The following is a 23899-nucleotide window of genomic DNA, read 5'->3' as shown; positions in this document are numbered from 1 at the left end:
TTAAATGAACAGTCAATGCCTTGGAGGGATTCAATTTCCGCCACCATAAGATTCATCTTAAATGCATCTTATGATTTGACGGTAAACCCGTCAACCCCTACCTTATGATTTTTAAGATCTAAGCAAAAACAAGCACGCTTTACACGCTATTCAATAGGCTCTTTATGGAACTGAGGTCAACTATGGCCTACCCCGTTGCGAGATAAATTCGAGCGAGACAACAAGAATATTACCCCCATCCTGCCGCCCCTGGAGTGCGGCATTTATGGATCTCCGGCCCTGACTGGCATCTTTCGAAAAATTTGACAGAGTTTTTCTGATTGGATTGATCCCAAGCGGGACCATTTGCCGGTATTCGGCGAGCAATTCTTGGCTTGCTGAAAGTTCGACAGGCTCCTGACACATTGTAAAAATCGCGGCTAATTCCATTAGTGCGTCATATCCCGTACTAACGACCAAATCCCACATACAAAATAAGTCATATGCCGCACAGTTAATTTTACACAAACTATAACTTATTGAATTAACTTATAAAATAACTGGCGCAACAAATGCATATAAGTAAGTGTGAATGTATTAAATATTTACAACTATAGCGGATAAAGCGGTGCGATATCGATTGACTCTGCTCGGAGCAACCGGGGAATCAAGGTGATATTTTAGGCTAATTGACAGGGATGGCAATGAATGCGCTTGGGAAAAAGATCGCAACCAAGGCAAGGGGCTTTGAATACCCAATTTGCCACGTCCGCCGCAAGGCGGGTGATGGAGAACCGCTGCGCAGGGTGCAATTCCTTGCGAACTGATTAAATCGCTCGAACACAAATCAATTTATTTTAAGGAGTAATTATGAATCTAAAAACCAGACTGTCTGCTGCGATAGTATTGGCTACAAGCGCTTCCATGGCACAGGCCAGCGTCTATAATGTGTCTGCAACATTTACCGACGGCGGCATGCAAGGAGAAACCGTGTTCAATGGTAGCTTCGACTGGGACGGCACCACTGTTAGCAATTTCTCGGGCTTGCTGTCCGAATCCATGTTTGGCTGGAATGGCACAGCGTTTGATTCGAATGGCAGCAGCGCTGGTGGTATGAATGGAGCCGCTTACTCCACAAATGTATATGCCAAACCCGGCGGGTATGCCCTTAACGATGCGCCGTTACTGAATCTAACCCATCAACTAGTCAGCAGTACTTCCGGCAATTTGGTGACAGTCACTTCATTTTTGCAAAATAGTACTGACGTTGTGACTGGTGGCGGTTATGACGTGACGGTTACTCCGATGGCCTACGGTACGATGGGGGATGGCAACATCCGCAATTACAACGCCTTTTTTACCCTGGTGTTTGATTCCACTAACCTAACCGACACATCGGCAACCGCGGACCAAATCGTCTACGGCGACATGACCGCACTGGGTCTGATGGGGCCTATGCTGACTGGTTCGATGGGTATGACTGCATTCAGCGGTGGTGGATCAATGGGCGGTGCGCCTCTGTCTCTCAGCATCAGTGAGGTTGCTCCAGTACCAGTACCTGCTGCCGGCTGGTTGTTTGGTAGTGCCTTATTGAGCCTGTTGGGCGCTAGCCGCCGCAAAAGCGTGCAGCCTGCTTAAGCAAACTGAAACGTGATTCGTTGACAACAGCAGCAAAACTAAAGGAAAGCTAGCAACTCAGCTTTCCCTGATAGATCTGGAGACCGGGTCTCTCAAAGGTTTGTTAACGCTAAAAGGATCTTAAGGCGCGGGCACTTGGAAAATCCGAGCACCCGCGCCATTGATTGCACAACATAGACACGGTTTTACCCAACCAATAATTTTTCAGGTATTTAGTAATGTATAGTAAACGAAGCTCTATTCAAGGCATTAAAGCCGCGCATTTATTGCTTGCATCGGTGTTAGTGTTTGCCAACGTTTCAATTGCCGAGGCTGCAATCGCCACCTACAACGTCACCGGCGTCTTCGCAGAACCCGCTACGACGGTCGGCCATACCACATTCAACGGCACATTCAGTTGGGATGCCGCAACTGAAACGGTATCTGAGCTGAGGGGCACCATGAACTCAGCTATGTACCCAGCTGATGATATAAACCCTAATCCACCGCAGTCTTATCCCCTTATGCATCTTAATTATCAACTTGCTCAGGCTATCGAAGGGAATATCGTGACAACTTCGGTGTTTTTGAAAGATACAACAGACGTCTTTACTGGTGGTGGTTATGCGACGACAGCGGACAATGCAACTTATTATGGTTATTTAGATGGAAATACACGGAATTACAATGCCTACTTTACCTTCGCCTTTGATAAAACCACTATGAGCGGAATTGCAGACAGCATCGTATATGCCGACTGCACCGAGGGTGGAATGATGGGACCGCTCTGCATGACAGGGCATAATTTACCTGAAAAAGGCACAATGGGTGCATTTCCATTGTCGCTGACTATCACTGGAGTCGCGGCTGTTCCATTGCCGACTGCCGTTTGGCTGTTCGGTAGCACACTAGCGGGGTTAATCGGCATGAATCGCAAGCGTGTTGTAAAGGCTTAGCCCGGATATCTCAGCATTCCTGAAAAGACTGAAAAAGAGGGCAGAGAATGAGCGTTTCGTCGCCTGTTATTTAGCATAAAACAGCCGTTAGTACCGATCGATCTACCTTGAAAACCAGCCTCAATTTTCCGGCGTTTCAGTTGTCCAAAATCCATCACAGCAGCGATACAATTTGACATCGGCCCGGCCTCCAAATAAACCGTATTCGCAAACGAATTTTCTGCGGGTTTACAGGCTGAGCCGAGTCTTTTTGATTAAAAACCGGGCCAGGTAAATTCCCAGGTTCTTCGGCACAGTCTGGGGTATTAGAACCGGCCTCGACCCTCTGCTGTATCGTCACCGCCGAGTTTAGTCATAGTACCCGTGTTGCCAGTTATTCGATCTCTGGTGGCACCCGGAAGTGGCACCCGGAATAGGACACGAATCTTCGCTATCTCTTTTCGCTACTGAAGAACAATATCCAGTAAAAGCACCGCCACCGATGGCGTTAGCTGCTGTACGCGCTGCATTATGGAATCCGAATCTAGTAGCGCCTTGTATATGCCTAATCTTATTGCTGCGCTTGCCCATAACCCCGTGGGATCGATCAGGTTAAGCGGAGTATTCCCCACCTAGGCGTATGTATTAATCCCCCCGCCAACCCAATCCGGCCAGTTTGTAGATACAGCCCCCCAATCGTGACCGCTATTTTACGTTAGCCGCTTGGTCTTACAGCCCCCATGCCTCTATAAAACTCCGATAAAATCCTGCATCCTGCACGGTAGCACCGCGTCGACCGACGATACCCGAAGCAAATGACTGGGCTCGTTCGAGGGTTAACTGCAACGGCCAATCCAGATGAATACCCAGCATCAGCACGGCGGCAAATGCGTCTCCGGCGCCGACGGTATCGATAACTTGTAGTGCCCTTACCGGCACGGCCATGGCACGTTCGCCGGCCGTGTTGATGGCAACCGCGCCCTTTTCGCCGCGGGTGACGATCAAGCCCTGTAATCGATGCTTTATCAGAAATTCTTGCATCGCAGCTTCAAAATCAACGGAACCGGCCTGCAGCGCCTGCAATTCCAAGTGATTAAGTTTGACCCAATCGGCCTCGTCCACCCAGGCTAGCACTTCAGCCTTGTCCCACCAAGGTTCACGCAGATTCACATCCATAAATACCTTGCCGCGATGCTGTTGTTTCAAGTGCGCCAGTGCTTGTCGGGACACCGAATTACGCAAGGCCAAAGAGCCGTGATACAGCAAATCGGCTGCGGTATTCGTCGGCAATTGCTCGGTATCGATAAAATCGTAGGCTTGCTCGGGTACGATCAAATAACTGGGCTCACCCTGCTCTATTTTGACTTGCACCGCACCGGTAGGGTGCTTGGTGTCATGCTGTAAACCCGATAAATCCATTCGCCAATTTTCCATGCCGGCTTGTACTGCCGCTCCGGTGTCGTCTTCGCCGATGCGACTGATGAAACACGGATTTTGTTTAAAGGCCTGCAAATGCCAAGCGACATTAAACGGCGCTCCGCCCAGCACCACACTGCCGTCTGGAAAATGGTCGAACAATACTTCGCCGAAAATCTGCATCAGTGGTTTATTCATTCGCATGCATCCAGTCTAGTGTGTGCGGTAAATAATGCGCGACGCCTTCCAGAATACCGGCCGCGTAATTGCCGTTCATGCCTAAAAACTGCCCTTTAGCTTGATATAGAGTTGCTTCATTACCCTGTTGTTTGGCCAACGTTTGCGCTTCCTGTCGCACTTCGGGGCTGGCGTTGGCTACCAACACCGCTTGAACGGCACTGGCCATGACCGGCAGGTCGTTGCCGCTATCGCCGGCAAATACGCTGTGCGCTACATCTATGCCAAGTTGTTTCATTAAAAATTCGACCGCATGAAATTTGGTGGCGCTAGCCGGCAACACATCCAATAGCCCGACTCTCTCGGCTTCATCGATGCTATAGATCAACTCGGCCCGTATGCCATTTGCCCGCAACAGCGTTTGCATATCCAATAGCAATTGCTCGGTATTCATATCCATGGGTAGATAGTAGCTGAGCTTGAAGCGATTTTGCTTGGCGGCCTCTTGCGGCGTCAACCCGGCAAAGCCCGCCAACAGAGTTTGTAAGCGCTGATGATCGTAACCCGCCCAGTCCGGCGCAATCTCGGCTGCCCAGGCTTCGGAAGCCAACCAATCATTTCGGTTAATGTCATACAAAGTGGTACCGACATCGCCGATCACAAAATCCGGGCTCGGCAAGTCGTATTCGACGATGGCCTCCTTTACCAATGCTTTGTGCCTGCCCGATACGTAAGCCAGCAAAATTTCCGGTCTGGCCACCAAACGTTTAAACAAAGGTCTGGCCCGTGGCGACTCAAGCGCACTACCGTTGGGTAATAAGGTGCGATCCAGATCGGTACAAATCAATATCCGTTCTGTCATATTGCCCCCATGTCGTCTTTGAAAAAGTCGTAATGCTCGATAGCTTCGATAATACCCAGTGCGTGAGGTTGCTGGGCAAAATAGATACGCTCGGCTTCGTACAATTGCGACAACTCCTCCCGGTGCCGATTGGCTACCACCACGGCTAAAGTATTGCCGTGCATCATGTCCTCATCCGCACCGGAGCCACCGGCAACCAAAATCCGCTCCAACGGGATGTTCCATTGGCGTGCAAAGTACCTTAAAGCCAACCCTTTGGAGGCTCTGGCAGGTACGATATCAAAAAACTGCCCAAAGGCCTGATTGGCATTGACAGCTTGATCTTCCTGTCGTAACAAGGCATTGATGTCTTCCGGACTGGGCGCCAGATGGGTATCGTAATGGTAAGAAATTTTGAAACGGCTCTGCTCGCTGCTGGGCTGTAACGTCATACCGGGAATATCGGCCATAACCCGCCGAATGGCTTTAGGGTTCCAGTGATAATCGATATGCCGGGCCCAGGCCGTGTCTGTTTTGATGTGCGGGGCATAATAAATTTCCGTACCCAAGCTGGTGATCAACACATCCGGTGTGGGAACGCCGTTTTTCTTTAAAATAGCTAACGCCGAATCCAGCCTGCGACCGGTGGCGATACCAAAAAACACATTTTTACGTTGACTACGCAGAGTATGCACAAATTGCTGCAAGCCTTCGGCATTACCCAGCAAGCTTTGATCGATATCGGTGAAAATAGCCCTATTTTGATAGCGTAAGGCATTGCGTACCGGTGTCGATTTGATAACCGGCTGGTGCAGTTTCAATAACGGTTGCAGCTTATCCAGATAACGTTGGGCATGTGCCTGCCAGGAATAAAATCGACGCACATTCCGTAAGCCGTGCTCGGAGAAAGTTTGCCATTGACCGGGATTTGTCAGGATAGACAATAAGGCATCGGCAATAGCTTGAGTATCCAGCGGGTCGACCAACAAGCCGTTATTACAATTGCCTATGATATCTACCGGCCCGCCGTTTTCGGTGGCCACCAGCGGCGCGCCGCAGGCAGCCGCCTCCAACAGTGTCAAGCCAAATGGCTCGGTCAAGGCCGGGTTAATGAACACCCCTTTCGACAACGCCGCCAAGCGGTAAATATCCGGCACATCTTCCTGCTTATGATGTTTGGGCAGGGCCAGCTTGCCGTATAAATCATAGCAATCGGCCAACAACAGAATTTCGGTCAATACCGCTTGAGCACCCTCGTTCATTTCCCTGATGTCATCACGATTGCCGGCGATAATCACCAGATTGGCGAGCGCTTGTAATTCAGTTGATTCGCCATAGGCTTTCACCAGCGAGACAATATTTTTACGTTCATCAGGTCGGGACAAAGCCAATATTATCGGCTTTTCAGGCTCGGTTAAAAACGGCTTCAATGCCTGACTAAAACCAACTTTAGAGGGTGCGCCGCCGGCCGGGTGGAATTGCTCCAAGTCGGTACCAGGCGCTATCACCACCATGCGTTCGGGATGATAATAGTCGTACAACTCATATTGTTCGGAAATTTCATTATGGGTACTGGTAATCACCAAATCCGCCGTGGCCAGTACATCTTCTTCTGCATTAATGCGGCGGGAAATGTGGTAACGCTGCTCCAACAAGTCGCCGTGCAAACCCATGGCCAGCAATTGGGTGCGCTTGTCCCGCCCCAGGGAATGGCCGGTGAATACTAATGGAATCCCGGTCAAATGAGACAGGCGCATCCCGACGTATCCGGCATCGGCGTAATGCCCATGTAAAACATCCGGCATGCGCGGCTGTTGGCTCAGCCATTGCAAAAGATTATCGGCAAAGATGTCCAGGCAATCCCATAACTCCTCCTTGGGAATATATCCCTCCGGCCCGGCTGGAATGCGGATGATACGGGCGTTGTCGTTCAACACTTCGCTGGGTTGGTCGTAATCTCGACTGACTTGATCGTCGTTAATCTGCCGCGTAATCAGGTCGACACGTTCAACGGTCTCTTGTTGACCCAATGCTCTGGCAAGGTCGACCACATATTTGGTTTGCCCGCCGGTATCGGCATCCCGTCCCAGCTCCAAATCATGCCCACGAATCAAACCGTGTACACTAATCAGTACGATGTAAAACGCATCTGCTTTACCAGTCATATCCATTCTAATTCTTCTTATGGCGCGAAAGGTCATTCACGAGTGGTTTTATCCTACCTAATTTCCGCTTAGTGGTTTGGATTTTTTTTCATCCCGCGTTCGCTTGTGCGAATTTTAGGCGCGGTTTTTTTGGGTTCATCCGCGAACACTTTTAATCCACTGTTAACATGGACACTATGACCGATCAGGGTATAATTTACCCATGCATCCTCAGCTATCCGGCCTGCCAGCCTCATTCGACTTGAGTCCTTACACTTTTTTTCCGCCTGAGTTTTAATGAAAATTGTCATTCTTGGCGCCGGCGTCACCGGCTCTTCCGTTGCCGGCGCACTTGCCAGCGAGGAAAACGACATTGTAGTCATTGATCAGAAACCGCATTTATTGTCCGCACTGAAAGGCCGGCTCGATATCGCCACCATCGAAGGCAACGCGGCTCACCCCAGCATACTTGAACAAGCCGGGGTCGGCACGGCCGACATGGTGCTTGCGGTAACCAATAACGATGAAACCAACATGCTGGCCTGCCAGGTCATCAATACCCTATATACCAAGCCCAAAACCATCGCCCGGGTGCGCGCCCTGGACTTTTTAAACCACCCGGAGTTATTCGCTCCCGGCGGTATCGATATCGTGATTAGCCCGGAACAAGTGGTCACCGAAGCGATTCACAACCTGATCAAATACCCTGGCGCCTTGCATGTGTCGGAATTCGCCGAAGGCTTAGTGCGCTTAGTCTCCATCCGCGTAGTACCCACCGGTTTTCTGACCGGTAAACGCATACAGGCGGTCAAGGAAAAACTGGCCGACAGTATGATTCGGGTAGCGGCAATTTTCCGTAACGGCAAGGCCATTGCCGTCAACGGCGAAGCCTTGATTGCTACCGGGGACGAAGTATTTTTCGTGTGTCCGCGCGACAAAGTCCGCAAAACCTTGGTTGATTTACACAAATTGGAAGCACCCATCAAATCCATCATGCTGGCGGGCGGCGGCCATGTCGGCAAACGGTTGTCGATGGCGTTGGAAAATAATTATCATGTCAAGGTCATCGAACAAGACATTAACCGGGCCAAGGAAATTTCCAACGACTTACGCAATACGTTGATTTTACACGGCGATTGCACTGATCAATCTTTGCTGCAAGAAGAAATGATTGAGGAAGTGGATTTATTCTGCGCTATCACCAATAACGACGGCGTCAATTTAATTTCAGCCAGTTTGGCCAAAAAACTGGGCGCTAAAAAAGCCATCTGTTTAATCAACAACACGTCTTACTTACAGCTGGTCGACGGTACCGATATCGATCTGGCCATCCAACCCAAGCTGGAAACCCTGGGCAGCATACTTAGACATGTCAGAAAAGGCGATGTAGTCGGTGTCAGTTCGGTGTGCGGCGGCAGCGCGGAAGCTATTGAAGCCATTGCCCACCGCAGCGTGGCGGCCAAATCCGTGGTGGGTCAACGGGTCGATCAAATCAATCTTCCCGACGGGGTAATTTTAGGCGCGTTGATTCGGGATAAGGAAGTGATTCCGGTTCACCACGACACGGTTTTTGCCGAAGGCGACCACGTGGTAATGTTTGCGCTGGATAAAAAACTCATTAAGGCCATCGAAGGTTACTTTCAACCTATCTAAACCCCATTATCGATAAAGGCCAGGGTCTTTTGCGGCAAGGCTACCGGCTCGGCGCCGTTTAATGAACTGACACTGTCTTCGTGTACGGCCGTCATGAACCGCAGCAATTGCATTTCCACCTTGAGCTTTTCCACTGGATCCGGTTCGTCCCACATCCTGTTCAGCAATTGTTTGGCGTGATGATGAATAGTAAATGCCACGGCTTCAGGCAAGTGGGCAAAATTTTCCCGTAAACTGAGCTTGAGTTTGTCCAGCGATTGTAAATATTGCTGATAATCTTTCAAATCCTGCTTGCACTGGATTTTCAACATAGCCAATTCGTTACTGCGCCTAGTCTCGCCCATCGCCAACTCGTGCGCCAATTGCCGGGCCTGTTTTTTCAATTGCGCCACCAAGGCCTGTTCCGCCAAGGCCCTGGCTTGGCGTAAGGCGGCAACATCCTGCTGCCGGGCTAAATGCCAGTGCAGATTCTCATCGCGGGTGCTGCGCCAAAGGCCCAGCACCCCGTTCAGCCAGCGATTGAAGATCGACATAACACCTGATCACGTAATGCCAGTATCGCCTGCGGATTGGCTTGATTGCGATGCTGCTTAAGATGTTTTTGCAAGGATTTAAAACTGTCCGGCTCAACAGACTGCTGCAATTCCGCCGAAACAGCCTTGAAAAGTGCGCGGCTATGTTTTTTATTGTCGGCAATCAATAGACGCTGCCGCTTCAATTCATATAAATAGTGTATCTGGCTCTTTTCCACCAGCAGCCGTTGCCTGGCATCGCTATGCAGCTGCCGCAACATAGCGACTCGCCGCAATGCCACGGCGTCCCAGCGAAAATACACGGCCAATTCCACATATAAGGCGTGTATGAACAGCCCGCATCCCAGCATTAAAAGCAACAAAAAAGCCGACAATATAATTTTACCCGCCAAGGGATAAAACCAACTCGCCCAGTTAAACCATCCCAACTGCCAGCAACTGAAACCGACAGTCAGCAGCAGCATCGCCAGACTACAGGTAAACAACACCGCATAAAGGACTATTTTGGTCATGGAAAATCACGACGGTCGTTCGATAAACTCAAGCGCATTACCATCCCGGTCCCGACAAAACAGCGCTTTACGTCCGGAAATACTCATGGTGAATGACATACCCGCTTTTTCCAGCTCGTCACGCAGCGCATTCACCGAACGGCAATGCAAGGCCACATGCCGGTCTCTTCCCCCATGGGTAGGCCTACCGGAAGTCGGATCGGGATTGTCCAGCTCCAACAGATGTATCTGCTGTTCACCGATTTGCAACCAAGCCCCAGGAAAAGGCAAAGGTGGGCGTTCAGTAGGCTGCATCCCCAAAATATCCCGATAAAATGTCAGCGATTGCTGAGTATCGGAGACAATTAAGCTGGTGTGATGAATGGTTAGATCGAATTTGGACATAGCAAAGACCTGTAATTTTAACGCCCGGGCATTATAACGCGGCTAGTTCGGTTCCCCCTGGGTTTTCATCCAGCCCAAACCATCCTCCGTACTCGGGCCCGGCTTGTATTCCGCCCCCACCCAACCCTGATATGGTAAAGCGGCGATCAGTGCAAACAGCTGGGCAAAATCCACCACGCCGCTGCCGGGTTGGCCCCGGCCCGGACAATCGGCGAATTGTATGTGCCCCACTTTATCGATGTGTCGGGACAAAAATGCCGCGCAGTTCTCCAGCATCCGGCTCATGTGGTAAATATCGAATTGCAGGCGCAATTGGGGATGGTTCAACTCGCCTAATATCGACAACATTTGGGCGGAACTATCGACCATAAACCCCGGCATATCGTGACTGTTAATCGCTTCGAATACCGTCGCCACCCCAATACCGGCGAATATATCGGTCGCATAACTCAAGTTGTCTTTAAAAGTCTGCCGATACTCGGGTAAGCAGCGGATATCCAGACACCGGCCCGGCAACACATTGATGCAATCCGGCTTTAACACCTTGGCATAATCGAATGCCTGCGCGACGGCAGCTTTAAACCGGGCCTGTTTTTCCGGCACCGCGGCCAACCCCTCGCCTCCCCGCAGCAAGTCATCGGCATCGACATTAAACAACACCAGCTTTAAATCGTGCTCGCGTAACGCCGTTTGAATGGTCTCGGCCGACATGTCGTAAGGAAACTGCATTTCAACAGCGGCAAAACCCTGCTGTTTGGCGGCCTGGAATCGCTCCAGCAACGGCAACTCGGTAAACAGCATGCTGAGATTGGCGCTAAAACGCAGCATCAGACCGACCGGTATAACTTAATCAGGGTGGACGGGTCTTGCTCCAAAAAGCCCCGACTGCCGTGTAATTGCATCAATTGGGCTGCCAGCCCTGACATAGGCATGGCACTGCCATGCGCGGACGCCAGAGCGCCTGCCATATTTAAATCTTTCAACAAGGTTTTTACCCGCCACTTTACCGGCTCGAATTGATCGGCCGCCATTTCCGGAGCGACGATTTGCAGCGGTTTGGAATCGGCAAAGCCGCCGGCCAAGGCCTCGGGAATTTTGGCGCTATCGACCCCGGCGCGCTCGGCCAGCGCCATCATTTCCGCAATTACCAGCACATTGCAACTGACGATCATTTGGTTGCAGATTTTAGTGGCCTGCCCGCTGCCGACCGGCCCCATATGCGTCAAACGACTGTATAGCGGTTGCAACACATGCCTAGCGACCGCAATATCCTCCGCCTCGCCACCCGCCATGATAGCCAAACTACCCTGTTCGGCACCGGCCGTGCCGCCCGATACCGGCGCATCGAGCCAATGCATGCCGCAACGCTGTTTTACGCTATCGGCTAATTGCCGAGTAGTTTCCGGCGCTATGCTGGATAAGTCGATAATCAGCTTACCGGCACTGCCGTGCGGGATTATCTGCTCATTGACCACGGTTTCGACCACACTCGTATCGGCCAGACATAATAAAATAACCTCGGACGCAGCGACCAATGCCGCAATACTGTTGCAAGCCCGAGCCCCGGCCTGGGCAACGGTGGTCAGTTTGTCGGCGCTACGGTTCCAGACATTGACCTGAAACCCCGCATCCAGTAGCCGCAGGGTCATGGGTTGTCCCATTAAACCGATACCGATGAATCCCAGCGCATAGTCTTTTGTCGTCATGCTTTATTCGTAAAGTGTTTCGCTTAAATCCGGCGCCTGTGGCAGAGTTTCCTTGGCAATACGTTGATTGTAATCGTGTCCGGCCGCCGCGCTGTTACGTCCGCTTTGCATCAGATTGGCATGCACCAGATTAAACGCTTTGTCGAAATCGGCATTGATGAAGCCGCGCGCCAATTGTTCGCAGATATTGTACAAAGCGGAATAATGAATAGTTTCGCCGGACGAACAATGGTTGATTTTGTCCGCCAAAACCCGCATCACGGACAACACCGAACCATCTTGCCGCCAGGCCACCGAGGTGGACACCACATCGTCGCCACGGCAGGCAATGGCTGCCAGAGCGTTGTAAGCCAAATCCACCAGACCGGCCAGAATCTTGACCAAATCGCCGCCGGTAATGGCTTTAAACGCCTCGCTGCCGCAGTCCATAAGTAGCGCTTGGCGCATGACGATATCCATATCCGACAAATGAGTGGTGTCGGGATATTCGGGTTGCTCGATACCGAATTGGTCGTGAAAAGTGCGGACGAGCTGTAAATGTTTGTTCATGTCGTTCTCCTGTAGAGATGCAGTAGTGCACGCAGTGTATAAGGCAAGTTGCAAATCGCAAAACCCGCCAAATGGCGGCTTAGCTTATGCGTCGCCGGGCCTGAATTAACGAGATAATGACTACGATGATCAACACGGCCAAGGAGGTTTCCAATAACAAAAAAGCCGCGATTTTGAAATAGGCAAAGCCGGGATGCACGAACAACACCAACCAGCCGGCGGCTTCATCCGCAATAGCGGATCCATACACAATAACACTGAGCCATACTTTAACCATGGTCGGCAAATGCGTCATCAACATTAAATGCGTCAATGTCAGCACCAGCATACCCATGGCAAACAAATGAAAATGCGTCACTTCCAACAGGCTTTGATAGCTTCTGGGCTGGGTAAATTCCTGTTCGGAGCCCAAATAATAAGCCAATACCGAATCGACGCTGAGATTCATTTTATGGAAATACATCAGGCCGTTGCTCACCCATAACAGGGCTACGTAAACCAGAAACATCAAAATCAGAGTATTCATCAGCAATTGGCGATTTTGCTCACCGGTGACAAAAAAACGCATCAGTTTTCCGGCTGTTTCAACATGACCTGAAAGACGGCCATCACCTTACGGGCACTATTGAGAGCAGCTCGAGTGCTCAGGGTTGCCCCGGAGACCCCTTGAATATCTTTGCCGAAACTCAGATCTTCCAGCTGATGATTGAGTAACTGGGCAAACCAACGCTCGGGCGGTTGATATTCGGGCGGCTCATGAAAGGCCAGTGTCACCACCTGCCGCAAGTTGCCGTTGGGATCGAGCACAATCAACAGAGTTTCCGGTTTGGTTCTGACGTTGTGCGACTCGATCGCCGCATAACCTATGACAGCGTCCTGTTTTTTGCCGACATAAAAACTGAACAATTTGGATTCCAGTTTGACTTTGGCCAAACGTTCTATTTCCGCCATTTGCTCAGCGGACGGAAATAACGACTGCATTTCAACCGTTGCATCATCTCCGAAGGCCAGCGTCATGGCCTCTTCCTTGCTGTAAAACACCTTAGCCCACCCCGGCAACATCCAAAAAGCCAACAAAAACAGCAGAAAAACCACGGGCACGGATTTATGTATTTGCATAGACGATTACAATCAAACCAGTAAAAACAGCCTTTATGATAGAGAGTGGCCGTGGATTTGCCAATCACTTTGCTCATCCACGGCCAGAAGATTGCAGTTGGTGAGATCGCGTCACGAAACCGCCGGTTGGTTTTTTTAGAAAATAAAACCGACACCCAGATTAAAGTCGTCCGGCGCTTTACCCGCTTTTTGATTGAAATTGCGGTAATCGGCCTTGATAACCACGTTCGGTATCGGTTTGTAGTTCAAACCGATCTGGAAGATTTCCAAGTCCTTGCTCAAGTCGTCCACAAACCCAACCGGTACGCTGGCCAGGGTATCCATTTTTTCGTAGCGGAAAAACGGTGCCAGGTATTGGGTACTGTCGGGGAAAATATGCGGCAGAATGTCGTAACCAAGCTCGCTGTACCAGCCGTAGTTTTCGGAACCGATGGTTGTTTTGTTTGCCGCGCTCAATGCCGCTGCATCGCCGATCCGGCCAAACGAGCCCAAGGTACGGAACTCCAAGCCGCGATATTTCCATTGCAGATGCGCTTCGTATAATTGGGTCGTTACTTCTAATTTATGGCCGTTGAAAAGTTTGTTCTGCCCCGAATTGCCGATATAGGCCGAACCGCCTATGGTCACACCCGGCAAGTAATCCGGCGCATAATCCAGGCGACCGACATAGGCCAAATCTTCCGCTTTGGCTTGCGCACCTGATTGCCGACCGCTACGAATGCCACTACTACTGAAATTGTCGGCATTCATGCCATTGACGACGTAGGTGGTGTACGTCAAACCGGGTGCCAGTTCGCCGAACAAACCGGCACCGATTTCGCGCCAGGTACTCGGGATAATACGACGTTCGACTTCCGGACGGTTGTTACCGAAGAAGAATGGCGGCTCATGTATCTGGTTGATAAAGCCCATCGGCATCAACACCATACCCGCCCGCACATTAGCCATGTCGTTGATAAAAAAGTCCAACGCAGCAAATTCAACAGAAACTTCCCCGCCTTTGCCGGTAGAAGAATGTTCGAATTCAATTTCACTGTTGAACAGAATATTGTCGGTAAACTTGTAACCGGCATAAATAACCAAGCGTTCAAAATCCGCATTATCCGGATTAACCAAATTGCCGTCCGCGTCTCTACCGCCTTGATCATCGACCCGAGCCTGATAATTGGCCTCGCCATATCCGCCAATCGAAAGTCCTTTACCCACCTGATAAACCTTGGATGCTGCAGGGCCTAAACCATAGGCGCTCTTGTATTCGGTTTTTTCAGGCACCACCAATTGGGTGCGCAGCTTTTCCACTTCTTCGGTCAATACGTCGGTTTTGCGCTCGATTTGGCTGACATCACCTGCAACCTTCTTCTCTGCCACAGTTTCCAGCTTTTTGGTCATGCTATCGATTTGCTGCTGCTGCGCCTGGATGATTTTCCACATATCTTCCATCGTTTGTGGTTTTTCAGTCGGAATGCCAACGGCACTAACCTGCGCATTAGCCGCAAGTAGCGTTACAGCGGCAGCCAATTTTGTGGTTCTTGATTTCATGTCACTCTCTCTCCAGTAAAAGGTCGAGGAGAGTATAAGTCAAGAGCTAGCGGTAATGCAAACGATTCTCATATACAAATAAAGGAGACGCCCAACCTCCTCTTCTTCCTCTACTGTACTTACTCAATCCCTGCAATCAGTTTGAGTTTATCACTGCGAGCCATCCGTTTTATTTCTGCCTCCCGCTGTGCCGCAGAACCTCGGCTGTGCCCAGCTTCTGCAAAAACGATGCGACTGGGCTGACAACGCCTGAAATACTTTGCGCCCTTACCTGCTTGATGCTGTAAAAACCGGCGTTGCACGTCGGTGCTGATACCGGTGTATAAGCTATTATCGCTACATAAAACGATGTAGACAGACCATTCCATGGCAGGAGCTGTCAATTTCGCGTTTTATTCAACCAAAAATTCACTGCCGCGGCGACCGCTAACCCGACGCAGATATAGGCATACCGCACAATAAAAATCAGCGGACCACTCGGATTATGGGTAGCGGCGTCCTTGATGCCGGGCGTTACAATCAAACTCCACAACAAAGCCGCCAGAAAATACACGATCACCCCCGAAACACCCCATGACACGGGCGGACGCCCGGAACGCGCGGCGGTACTATAAAACCATACCCCAACCAATGAGGCCGCAATCACACCTACCATAGTTATCTCCTGTTTTTGTCATTTTGACTGGCTTAACTGTTGAATACCTTGATTGGCCAGACTATCGGCTGTTTCATTTCCTGGGTCGCCCGAATGGCCTTTTACCCAAACCCATTCGATGCCGTGCCGTTGGATTGACTGATCCAGGCGACGCCACAGGTCTTCATTTTTGACCGGCTTGTTAGTGGTGGTTTTCCAACCGCGCTTTTTCCAGTTGACCATCCATTCGGTAATACCTTGCAGCACATATTTAGAATCGGTGTGTAATTTAACCGCGCAGGACCGATTCAAAGCCTCCAAAGCCTGAATGGCCGCCATTAGCTCCATCCGATTATTCGTGGTTTCCTGCTCACCGCCGCACAGCTGTTTTTCTTGGCCCTTATAGGACATACATACGCCCCAACCACCGGGTCCGGGATTACCTTTACAGGCTCCGTCGGTGTATATCGTTACAATCTCAGTCATATTATTGTTTGGTTCTTTGTAAATTCGACTCGAGGCCGATATTGGCTGCCGCCAAGCGGGTTTTACCTTTGGTCGCGGGCGTAAGCGGAATCAAGGAATACTGTCTCTTGACGGCTTTTAGTCCATAAGCCATGGAAAACAGCGCTTTTATGGGTGCGGAAAACCCGCCATGCGTGATGGTAAAGGCATCCAAACCGAATTCCGCTGTATGCAATATTTCAAAATTCAATAATTTCAACCAATCAGACAGGCGAGAACGCGTCATAAAATGTGCACGCCAAGACTCCCCGACTTTTTTATCCCATAAAAACTGAAAGCGTACATACAAACTAAGCGAATTGAAATTCAAAATAACCAGTTCTCCGCCGGGCTTTAACACCCGGTGTACCTCACGCATGGTACGAAAGCGCTGCGCATCAAATTCCAACATATGCGGGATAATCACCAGATCCATCGATTCGGTTTGTATTGGTAAACTGTAGGCCTTTGCATTCACTTTTAAGGCGTGCGCGTCGCCCATGCCTTTCCCGTCAAGAATTACATAATTTCGGTACAGCGAACAATCGACAAATTCGCTCTCCCAATCCAGCCCACCAATTTGCAACTGATTTTGCTTGCAGCTTACGGTAATGCAGCGTTTCAGGTATTTCGCTTCCATGGTTTGCAGCAATTTGCCTCGCGGTGTTTGATACAGTGCAAATAAAAATTTTCTCTTCATCTAATACTCGCCCAAGTGGAAGGATTGTTGGCTTAATCGATAAAGCCATGGTAGCATCTAATTTTTTGATTTTAAGAGTAAAGACAATGCCTCGCTCAATTTCTAAAAAATCGGCCCGACATCTGTCCTATTTGCTGCCTATTCTACTGGCAACAGGTTGTAGTCAAACCGCTCATAAAGACCCATTATCGCCATCAACCAGCAGCAAGTTTTCCGTTTTTACCCGCAGTCACAACAATAATCACCGCTTTAATAAAGACGACGATTCAAAAGAACATGCGACGGTTTGGGATCGCATGCTGTCGCTGTACGCATTGCCTGAAATAGATAATGCCAGGATCGATAGAGAAGTAAACTTCTACCTGAAAAATCCCGAATATTTGAGCCGGGTTCAGCAACGCGCGGAACCCTACCTGTTTTTTATTCTTAACGAAATCGAAGCTAAAAATATTCCCGGCGAAATGGCGTTATTGCCAGTCGTGGAAAGCGCATTCAGACCCGACGCGGAATCGCCGGCAAAAGCCTCCGGCCTTTGGCAATTCATCCCGCCCACCGGCCGGTTATACGGTTTGGAACAAAACAGTTGGTATGATGGACGCCGCGACGTCATTGAGTCGACCCAAGCCGCCACCACCTTTTTGAAACAACTCAGCGAAGAATTCAACAACGATTGGCTGTTGGCCCTGGCCTCCTATAACGCCGGCAAAGGCAATATCAAACACGCCATGGATAAAAACCTTAGCCGTGGTCAAGCAACTGATTATTGGTCGCTGGATTTAAACAGCGAAACAGCCGCCTATGTTCCCAAGTTGTTAGCCATCGCTAAAATTTTCGCCAATCCGGAAAAGTACAATCTCAATTTGCACCAAATTGCCAACGAACCCTACTTCGAGCTGATTGACGTGCAATCCCAAATAGATTTAGGCAAAGCCGCGGAATTAGCGCAAACGCCGATGGATGATTTTTTAAAACTGAATCCGGCTTTTAACCGTTGGAGCACGGCGCCTAACGGCCCACACCGCCTGTTGATTCCTGTCGAAAAAGCCGATAGTTTCAAAGAAAGACTAGCCGAACTGCCTCATCACGAGCGCATCAAATGGGAGCATCACACTGTCGGTAAAAAAGAATCTCTAAAATCCATTGCTCAGAAACACCACACAACGGTCGAACAAATCCAGCAAGTCAATCATTTGGATGACGACCTAGCCGCTCAAGGCAAAACCTTGTTGATTCCGATGTCTTATAAAAACATCAAGGGATATGAAGAGCCGGTGGTGGCCAGTTCCGAATCTAAAGCACCTACTCACGTCAGTGTGAGCAAACAGGAATACACGATTAAAAAAGGCGACACCTTGTGGAGCATATCCCAACATTTCTCAGTCGATAAAAACGACATCTTGAGCTGGAACAAAATGTCCGGCAAATCAACTTTGAAACCCGGCCAAAAGCTGACTATCAAAAAGACAGGCGGCAATATTCAGGTAGCTTCTACCGCACCGAGTTTTAAACAAATCAGCTACACCGTCAAACCTGGTGACACTTTATCTAAAATTTCCAGACAATTTAAAGTAAATGTCACCGACTTACGTAAATGGAACAACGTGCCTAAAAACCGTGCCGACATCAAACCCGGCTCGAAATTAAAGATCACGGTTGAAGTAGGTCATTCTTCATCATAATCCACACGTTTTAAAGTACTGAATTAAATGCAAAACGGCGTAGCCATGTTGAAATGGCTACGCCGTTTTTCTGTTTGGCACCTAAATAATTGTAGCCGTTACTCAAGCCGGCATTATGCACTGTTAAGACGATCAAACCGCTAACGGATTCTCCAGCAAAAATTATTCTGAGTGCTTTACAATGTCGGCATGCATAACATTGCCGACGTAGCCCAAACACTATTCCCCGACTTATCCGCCAACGACCTCATCTTGGTCAACAACGCTTTGTCACTAGTTGAACAGGCTTGCGCGAATAACCCGCAAGCTTGCCAGAACCCGCGTCCAAAAGGTATTGATGTTGCGAGCATTTTAACTACCGTGCATATTGATATTTACTCCATTCTGGCTGCGGTTTTAAGCGACTCCAGACTGGATGACTATCTGGACGAAACCACCATAGAGATCCAGTTCGGCCCGGTAGTTGCCACGTTGGTAAAAGACGTCAACTGGCTCAACAAGGTCAGTATTTACAATCTGGATATGGCTAATCAGCCTAACCAGACCGAAATCCTGCGCCGCATGTTACTGGCCATGACACATGATGTGCGCGCCGTATTGATCAAACTGGCTTATCGCATTCAACGCCTGCGCGGCCTGGACCAGGAAGACGCACAGCTCCGCAAATTTATCGCCCGAGAAACCCTGGATATCTACGCACCGTTAGCGAACCGCTTGGGCATCAGCCAATTCAAGTGGGAGCTGGAAGATATGGCTTTCCGCTACCTGGATCCAGACCGCTATCGCGGCATCGCCAAATCCTTGGCGGATAAACGCGTGCAGCGCGAAGCATGTATCGAAACATTTCTGCATGATTTGCAACAAGCGCTGAACGAACACCGCCTCAACGCCAAAGTGTACGGCCGCCCCAAGCACATTTACAGTATCTGGTGCAAAATGCGCCGCAAACAACTGCCCATTGAAGAACTCTACGATCTCCTGGCGGTAAGGGTGATAGTGGACGATGTCACCGCTTGTTACACCGTGCTGGGCCTGGCGCACGGACGCTGGCAATACATACCCAAGGAATTCGACGACTACATCGCTAATCCCAAGGAAAACGGCTATCAATCCCTACACACCGTGGTGGTGGATAAGCAAGGCAACCGCATGGAAATCCAGATTCGCACCCGCGCCATGCACGAATTTGCCGAACTGGGGGTTGCCGCGCATTGGCGTTATAAGGAAGGCGGCAGACACAACACCGCCTCGGAAAAAAACATCACTTCGCTACGTTTATTGCTGGAAGAACGTGGTCACGACAACCTACTGGAAAGCTTTCATACCGAACTATTTTCCGACCGGGTGTTTGTACTGACCCCCACCGGCAATCTAGTGGATTTGATTAAAGGCGCCACCCCGCTGGATTTCGCCTATGCCATTCACACCGATATCGGCCATAGCTGCCGAGGCGCCAAGGTCAACGGCCAGATCAAACCCTTGACCTATCAACTGCAATCCGGCGAACAGGTGGAAATCATCACGGTCAAAAACGGCCAACCCAGCCGTAACTGGCTGGATCCGAATTTGGGTTATCTGAAAACGCCGCGGGCGATCGGCAAAGTCAAAAGCTGGTTTAAACAACAGGAACTCGGCGACAACATCGCCGCCGGCAAAAACCTGCTGGATAAGGAAAGCAAACGGCTTGGCGTGAAAAAGGTCGATTTAAACGACTTGATCCGCCATTTTAAAATGGCGGATGCCGATCATCTGTATCAAGCCATTGGCCGAGGAGACATCAACAACCGCCAACTGGCTGGAGCGCTGAAAATACCTGAACTGGCGCCGGTGTCGTTTAAACTCTCACAACCTAAAACCAGCAGCATATCGACCGTTACGGTGGCCGACATGGATAACCTCGTCACCAGTCTGGCGCACTGCTGTTCGCCGGTCAACGGCGACGATATCATTGGTTACATCACCCACACCCGAGGCATCACTATCCATCGTACGGACTGCAGCAACATTCTGCACCTAACCCCGGAACAACAAACTCATTTGGTCACGGCTGAATGGAGTGGCAACCATCATGCCCGCCACAGCGTACCTATCGTCATCGAGGCCCTGAGTGGGCAAAATTTGCTGATCGAAGTTTCGCAACTACTGCATTTCGCCAAGGTGCAAATCACCGACGCCTCGCTAAAAACCAATTCAGACCAGTCGGCGACCTTGACCATGCAGTTACAAATAGAAAATACCGACCAGTTGAGCCTGGTACTGGGACGGATCAGCCAGCTGGCGAATGTTGTGGAAGTCCGGCGCAAGGTGTGATCAAACCGCGCAAGTATGGTGATTGACGCTTTAGCTAGCTCTGCCGCCCTGATCATTGCCGAGATTTTCAACGAAAGCCTTGAAAAAATCACCCGGCACCCCCAGTTCGCCACAGTCCCGTTTTTTAACTTGCATGAGTGTAAATATGACTGTAGAAGCAAAAAAAGAAACCCTGGGTTTTCAAACCGAAGTGAAGCATCTGTTGCATTTGATGATTCACTCGCTGTACAGCAACAAGGAAATCTTCCTGCGCGAACTGATCTCCAACGCGTCCGACGCCGCCGACAAGCTGCGCTTCGAAGCACTGGCCAACGACGGCCTGTACGAAGGCGACAGCGAACTGAAAATCCGCGTTGCTTTTGACGAAGCCCAAAAAACCATCACCATCACCGATAACGGCATCGGTATGAGCCGCGAGGAAGTGCAAGATCATATCGGCACCATCGCCAAATCCGGCACCAAGCAATTCTTCGAAAAACTCACCGGCGACCAAGCTAAAGACAGCGAGCTGATCGGCCAATTCGGCGTGGGTTTTTATTCGGCTTTCATCGTGGCAGACAAGGTCACCTTGACTACCCGTAAAGCAGGCGCATCGCACGAAGAAGGCGTACGCTGGGAATCGGCCGGCGAAGGCGATTACAGCATCGAAACCGTCGATAAAGCCGAGCGCGGCACCGAGATCGTGCTGCACCTGAAAGAAGGCGAAGACGAGTTTCTGAATGGCTGGAAATTGCGCTCCATCATCAAAAAATTCTCCGACCACATCTCCCTGCCTATCATCATGGACAAGGAAATCCCGGCGGAAAAAGACGACGAAGGCAACGAAACCTCACCGGCTAGAATAGAAGACGAAACCGTCAACAGCGCATCCGCCTTGTGGACCAAAAACAAAGACGACATCAGCGCCGAAGAATACAACGAGTTTTACAAACACGTCGCCCACGACTTTCAGGACCCGCTGATACATGTGCACAGCAAGGTCGAAGGCACCAACGAATACACCTTGCTGCTGTATGTACCCGGCCGCGCCCCTTTCGATTTGTGGGACCGCGACGCCAAACACGGCGTCAAACTGTACATCAAAAAAGTCTTCATCACCGACGATGCCGAGCAACTGATGCCGCGCTATCTGCGTTTTGTGCGCGGCATTATCGACACCGACAGCTTACCGCTGAACGTCTCTCGGGAAATCCTGCAACAAAGCAAGCAAATCAGCAACATCAAAGCCGGTTCGGTGAAAAAAGTACTGGGCATGCTGGAAGATTTAGCCGAAAACGACGCCGAAAAATACCAACTTTTCTGGGAACAGTTCGGTAACGTCATCAAGGAAGGCCCGATCGAAGATCACAAAAACAAGGATCGTGTCGCCAACTTGCTGCGCTTCTCTTCGACTCACACCGACGATAAAACCCAGAATGTCTCGTTGGCGGATTACGTCGGCCGGATGAAGGAAGGTCAGGACAAAATCTATTTCGTTACCGCGGACAGTTTTGCCGCCGCTAAAAACAGCCCGCATCTGGAAGTGTTCCGCAAGAAAGGCATCGAAGTCTTGTTGTTGGCCGACCGTATCGACGAATGGCTGGTCTCCAGCCTGACCGAGTTCGACGACAAGCACATGCAGTCGATCGCAAAAGGCGAACTGGACCTGGACAAATTCGACACCGAAGAAGAGAAGCAACATCTGGAAGAAATCAACAAGGACTTTGAATCGGTACTGAAACAAATTCAGGACGTGTTGAAAGACAAAGTCAGCGAAGTGAAAGTCAGCCATCGCTTGACCGATTCCCCGGCTTGCTTGGTAACCGGTGCTTACGACATGAGCCTGAACATGGAGCGCATCATGAAAGAAGCCGGCCAAAACATGAATATGATGGGTATGGGCGGCAGCAAACCGATTTTTGAGATCAATCCGGATCACGCCATTGTACAGGCTTTAAAGAGCGAGCAGGACGATGCCCGTTTCGCCGACATCAGCCACATCCTGTTCGACCAAGCCATCCTCAGCGAAGGCGGTCAATTGGATGATCCTTCAGCGTTTGTGCATAAGTTGAACGGGTTGTTGCAAGGGTTGTTGAAATAACCTGTTTTGATTTGGGAAAGGCCGGGAAACCGGCCTTTTTTATTGGTTTTGAGATTTTTATGATAAAAAATGCCTTATATCCTCTCAATTTTGGATGATATGCAGAAACTATTTTAATGCCTTGTTTGAAGTGAGAGAAAATGAGCGAGTTTAAAGAACAGGCGGAGTCATATGCGCAATGCCACCAAAAGGTGTTTGATGCCATCAATAACTACAATACAAAGATTATCTCATTCGGTTTTGTTGCCTTTTTCGCGATGGCAACCCAAGTTAAAGACGTATCGCCACGGTTGCCTTTCATGGTTGCCATTATTTTTATGAGTCTTTCAATCACAATTTTTGTTATGCACGAGTTAGTACGCACGGTCATGTACAACAGTTACGTTAGTGGAAAATCAAAAGCCTTCAAAGAACTTCCCGACAACAATTTGCTGTCACAGATTGAAGACAGCCACGTGGCCTTTCAATTAAGGTTCCAAGCTTGGAATAATTATTTTTTCTATCCGTCGTTAGCCTGCGGTTTTATTGCACTTGCAATTATCTTTTATTGCTATCTTGCGGCTATTATTTGCTAACAAGCACGCGTAGCTCCGATTAGCGAAGCGTAATCGGAGGAATGTAAATCCACGCGCGATTTAAAATATATTGTTTCGCTATCGCGAAGCCTTATTTAACGCCGGTTCGCGGACCGGCAACCGCGATACTTTTCTTTGCGCGGCCAAAGAAAAGTATCCAAAAGAAAGGCCGCCCCATGCCGCTTTTTCCCTGCGCTCCTCGAGTTTGAACGGGGTTTTTCGAAGGGGCATCCAAGCCCCTGCGAAAAACGCGATGCATCCTTGCATCGGGCTGATCCGCTCAAACCCTCCGGTGCTCGGCGCAGCATCAGGG

General features: G+C 49.9%; 23 protein-coding genes. 7 read left to right on the top strand and 16 right to left on the bottom strand.

Going from position 1 to position 23899, the window contains the following annotated elements; translation table 11 throughout:
* The first annotated feature begins 849 nt into the window (after positions 1-849).
* Positions 850-1617: a hypothetical protein gene (locus M0R33_RS12870; protein ID WP_292569632.1), complete on the top strand. Its 768-nt coding sequence runs from the start codon at positions 850-852 to the stop codon at positions 1615-1617.
* A 218-nt stretch (positions 1618-1835) separates the two neighbouring features.
* The gene (locus tag M0R33_RS12865) at positions 1836-2552 is read left to right on the top strand and encodes a hypothetical protein (protein WP_292569627.1); all 717 of its coding nucleotides are present in this window, start codon (positions 1836-1838) and stop codon (positions 2550-2552) included.
* A 708-nt stretch (positions 2553-3260) separates the two neighbouring features.
* Here the strand turns inward: M0R33_RS12865 and M0R33_RS12860 are convergent.
* The 3 genes from M0R33_RS12860 to M0R33_RS12850 are packed head-to-tail and all read right to left on the bottom strand — an operon-like array spanning position 3261 to position 7130.
* Positions 3261-4145, bottom strand: a complete 885-nt coding sequence (locus tag M0R33_RS12860; protein WP_292569624.1) for a carbohydrate kinase — start codon at positions 4143-4145, stop codon at positions 3261-3263.
* Complete coding sequence (locus M0R33_RS12855) at positions 4138-4986, bottom strand: HAD-IIB family hydrolase (RefSeq protein ID WP_292569620.1); 849 nt, start codon at positions 4984-4986, stop codon at positions 4138-4140. Before M0R33_RS12855 ends, M0R33_RS12860 begins: the two co-directional genes overlap by 8 nt.
* Entirely contained in the window at positions 4983-7130 is a 2148-nt protein-coding gene (locus M0R33_RS12850; protein ID WP_292569617.1) for an HAD-IIB family hydrolase, read from the bottom strand. Before M0R33_RS12850 ends, M0R33_RS12855 begins: the two co-directional genes overlap by 4 nt.
* 276 nt (positions 7131-7406) lie before the next feature.
* Between M0R33_RS12850 and trkA the strand changes: the two genes are divergently transcribed.
* Positions 7407-8762 (top strand): Trk system potassium transporter TrkA, encoded by a 1356-nt coding sequence (trkA, locus tag M0R33_RS12845; protein ID WP_292569614.1) that lies wholly within the window; start codon positions 7407-7409, stop codon positions 8760-8762.
* Here trkA and M0R33_RS12840 read toward each other — a convergent pair.
* From M0R33_RS12840 to M0R33_RS12780, 13 genes are all read right to left on the bottom strand, one after another.
* Positions 8759-9295: a hypothetical protein gene (locus M0R33_RS12840; protein ID WP_292569612.1), complete on the bottom strand. Its 537-nt coding sequence runs from the start codon at positions 9293-9295 to the stop codon at positions 8759-8761. The genes trkA and M0R33_RS12840 overlap by 4 nt on opposite strands.
* Positions 9271-9807 (bottom strand): hypothetical protein, encoded by a 537-nt coding sequence (locus M0R33_RS12835; RefSeq protein WP_292569609.1) that lies wholly within the window; start codon positions 9805-9807, stop codon positions 9271-9273. Before M0R33_RS12835 ends, M0R33_RS12840 begins: the two co-directional genes overlap by 25 nt.
* 6 nt (positions 9808-9813) lie before the next feature.
* Positions 9814-10191 carry a VOC family protein gene (locus M0R33_RS12830; protein WP_292569606.1) on the bottom strand — a complete coding sequence of 126 codons (378 nt, stop codon included), beginning with the start codon at positions 10189-10191 and terminating at the stop codon, positions 9814-9816.
* Between the two features lie 42 nt (positions 10192-10233).
* Positions 10234-11019, bottom strand: coding sequence for a TIM barrel protein (locus M0R33_RS12825; protein ID WP_292569603.1), 786 nt, complete (start codon positions 11017-11019; stop codon positions 10234-10236).
* A complete protein-coding gene (locus M0R33_RS12820) occupies positions 11019-11897 on the bottom strand; it encodes an NAD(P)-dependent oxidoreductase (protein ID WP_292569601.1) in 879 nt (292 codons plus the stop codon). Before M0R33_RS12820 ends, M0R33_RS12825 begins: the two co-directional genes overlap by 1 nt.
* Before the next feature lie 3 nt (positions 11898-11900).
* Positions 11901-12446 (bottom strand): nucleoside triphosphate pyrophosphohydrolase family protein, encoded by a 546-nt coding sequence (locus tag M0R33_RS12815; protein WP_292569598.1) that lies wholly within the window; start codon positions 12444-12446, stop codon positions 11901-11903.
* A gap of 79 nt (positions 12447-12525) precedes the next feature.
* Positions 12526-13014 (bottom strand): hypothetical protein, encoded by a 489-nt coding sequence (locus M0R33_RS12810; protein WP_292569595.1) that lies wholly within the window; start codon positions 13012-13014, stop codon positions 12526-12528.
* Positions 13014-13565, bottom strand: coding sequence for an FMN-binding protein (locus M0R33_RS12805; RefSeq protein WP_292569592.1), 552 nt, complete (start codon positions 13563-13565; stop codon positions 13014-13016). The genes M0R33_RS12810 and M0R33_RS12805 overlap by 1 nt, the downstream gene beginning before the upstream one ends.
* A gap of 135 nt (positions 13566-13700) precedes the next feature.
* Positions 13701-15104: a hypothetical protein gene (locus M0R33_RS12800; protein WP_292569589.1), complete on the bottom strand. Its 1404-nt coding sequence runs from the start codon at positions 15102-15104 to the stop codon at positions 13701-13703.
* A 119-nt stretch (positions 15105-15223) separates the two neighbouring features.
* Positions 15224-15472, bottom strand: coding sequence for a GIY-YIG nuclease family protein (locus M0R33_RS12795; protein ID WP_292569586.1), 249 nt, complete (start codon positions 15470-15472; stop codon positions 15224-15226).
* 11 nt (positions 15473-15483) lie between these two features.
* Positions 15484-15759 carry a hypothetical protein gene (locus M0R33_RS12790; RefSeq protein WP_292569583.1) on the bottom strand — a complete coding sequence of 92 codons (276 nt, stop codon included), beginning with the start codon at positions 15757-15759 and terminating at the stop codon, positions 15484-15486.
* Positions 15760-15777: 18 nt separating this feature from the next.
* Positions 15778-16224 carry a ribonuclease HI gene (gene rnhA, locus M0R33_RS12785; RefSeq protein ID WP_292569579.1) on the bottom strand — a complete coding sequence of 149 codons (447 nt, stop codon included), beginning with the start codon at positions 16222-16224 and terminating at the stop codon, positions 15778-15780.
* Position 16225: 1 nt separating this feature from the next.
* Complete coding sequence (locus M0R33_RS12780; protein ID WP_292569576.1) at positions 16226-16942, bottom strand: methyltransferase domain-containing protein; 717 nt, start codon at positions 16940-16942, stop codon at positions 16226-16228.
* Positions 16943-17028: 86 nt separating this feature from the next.
* Between M0R33_RS12780 and M0R33_RS12775 the strand changes: the two genes are divergently transcribed.
* From M0R33_RS12775 to M0R33_RS12760, 4 genes are all read left to right on the top strand, one after another.
* Entirely contained in the window at positions 17029-18621 is a 1593-nt protein-coding gene (locus M0R33_RS12775; RefSeq protein WP_292569573.1) for a LysM peptidoglycan-binding domain-containing protein, read from the top strand.
* A gap of 189 nt (positions 18622-18810) precedes the next feature.
* Complete coding sequence (locus M0R33_RS12770) at positions 18811-20931, top strand: bifunctional (p)ppGpp synthetase/guanosine-3',5'-bis(diphosphate) 3'-pyrophosphohydrolase (RefSeq protein ID WP_292569571.1); 2121 nt, start codon at positions 18811-18813, stop codon at positions 20929-20931.
* Positions 20932-21076: 145 nt separating this feature from the next.
* The gene (gene htpG / locus M0R33_RS12765; RefSeq protein WP_292569567.1) at positions 21077-23011 is read left to right on the top strand and encodes a molecular chaperone HtpG; all 1935 of its coding nucleotides are present in this window, start codon (positions 21077-21079) and stop codon (positions 23009-23011) included.
* A 140-nt stretch (positions 23012-23151) separates the two neighbouring features.
* The gene (locus tag M0R33_RS12760; protein ID WP_292569564.1) at positions 23152-23586 is read left to right on the top strand and encodes a hypothetical protein; all 435 of its coding nucleotides are present in this window, start codon (positions 23152-23154) and stop codon (positions 23584-23586) included.
* Positions 23587-23899 lie beyond the last annotated feature (313 nt).

It is taken from the genome of Methylomonas sp. (assembly GCF_023228165.1).
GTDB lineage: Bacteria > Pseudomonadota > Gammaproteobacteria > Methylococcales > Methylomonadaceae > Methylomonas.
This window is presented reverse-complemented; position numbering and strand designations above follow the sequence as displayed.

Coding starts and splice junctions, on each gene's coding strand:
- M0R33_RS12870 (WP_292569632.1), top strand. CDS start 850: ATGAATCTAAAAACCAGACTGTCTGCTGCGATAGTATTGGCTACAAGC.
- M0R33_RS12865 (WP_292569627.1), top strand. CDS start 1,836: ATGTATAGTAAACGAAGCTCTATTCAAGGCATTAAAGCCGCGCATTTA.
- M0R33_RS12860 (WP_292569624.1), bottom strand. CDS start 4,145: ATGAATAAACCACTGATGCAGATTTTCGGCGAAGTATTGTTCGACCAT.
- M0R33_RS12855 (WP_292569620.1), bottom strand. CDS start 4,986: ATGACAGAACGGATATTGATTTGTACCGATCTGGATCGCACCTTATTA.
- M0R33_RS12850 (WP_292569617.1), bottom strand. CDS start 7,130: ATGACTGGTAAAGCAGATGCGTTTTACATCGTACTGATTAGTGTACAC.
- trkA (WP_292569614.1), top strand. CDS start 7,407: ATGAAAATTGTCATTCTTGGCGCCGGCGTCACCGGCTCTTCCGTTGCC.
- M0R33_RS12840 (WP_292569612.1), bottom strand. CDS start 9,295: ATGTCGATCTTCAATCGCTGGCTGAACGGGGTGCTGGGCCTTTGGCGC.
- M0R33_RS12835 (WP_292569609.1), bottom strand. CDS start 9,807: ATGACCAAAATAGTCCTTTATGCGGTGTTGTTTACCTGTAGTCTGGCG.
- M0R33_RS12830 (WP_292569606.1), bottom strand. CDS start 10,191: ATGTCCAAATTCGATCTAACCATTCATCACACCAGCTTAATTGTCTCC.
- M0R33_RS12825 (WP_292569603.1), bottom strand. CDS start 11,019: ATGCTGCGTTTTAGCGCCAATCTCAGCATGCTGTTTACCGAGTTGCCG.
- M0R33_RS12820 (WP_292569601.1), bottom strand. CDS start 11,897: ATGACGACAAAAGACTATGCGCTGGGATTCATCGGTATCGGTTTAATG.
- M0R33_RS12815 (WP_292569598.1), bottom strand. CDS start 12,446: ATGAACAAACATTTACAGCTCGTCCGCACTTTTCACGACCAATTCGGT.
- M0R33_RS12810 (WP_292569595.1), bottom strand. CDS start 13,014: ATGCGTTTTTTTGTCACCGGTGAGCAAAATCGCCAATTGCTGATGAAT.
- M0R33_RS12805 (WP_292569592.1), bottom strand. CDS start 13,565: ATGCAAATACATAAATCCGTGCCCGTGGTTTTTCTGCTGTTTTTGTTG.
- M0R33_RS12800 (WP_292569589.1), bottom strand. CDS start 15,104: ATGAAATCAAGAACCACAAAATTGGCTGCCGCTGTAACGCTACTTGCG.
- M0R33_RS12795 (WP_292569586.1), bottom strand. CDS start 15,472: ATGGAATGGTCTGTCTACATCGTTTTATGTAGCGATAATAGCTTATAC.
- M0R33_RS12790 (WP_292569583.1), bottom strand. CDS start 15,759: ATGGTAGGTGTGATTGCGGCCTCATTGGTTGGGGTATGGTTTTATAGT.
- rnhA (WP_292569579.1), bottom strand. CDS start 16,224: ATGACTGAGATTGTAACGATATACACCGACGGAGCCTGTAAAGGTAAT.
- M0R33_RS12780 (WP_292569576.1), bottom strand. CDS start 16,942: ATGAAGAGAAAATTTTTATTTGCACTGTATCAAACACCGCGAGGCAAA.
- M0R33_RS12775 (WP_292569573.1), top strand. CDS start 17,029: ATGCCTCGCTCAATTTCTAAAAAATCGGCCCGACATCTGTCCTATTTG.
- M0R33_RS12770 (WP_292569571.1), top strand. CDS start 18,811: ATGCATAACATTGCCGACGTAGCCCAAACACTATTCCCCGACTTATCC.
- htpG (WP_292569567.1), top strand. CDS start 21,077: ATGACTGTAGAAGCAAAAAAAGAAACCCTGGGTTTTCAAACCGAAGTG.
- M0R33_RS12760 (WP_292569564.1), top strand. CDS start 23,152: ATGAGCGAGTTTAAAGAACAGGCGGAGTCATATGCGCAATGCCACCAA.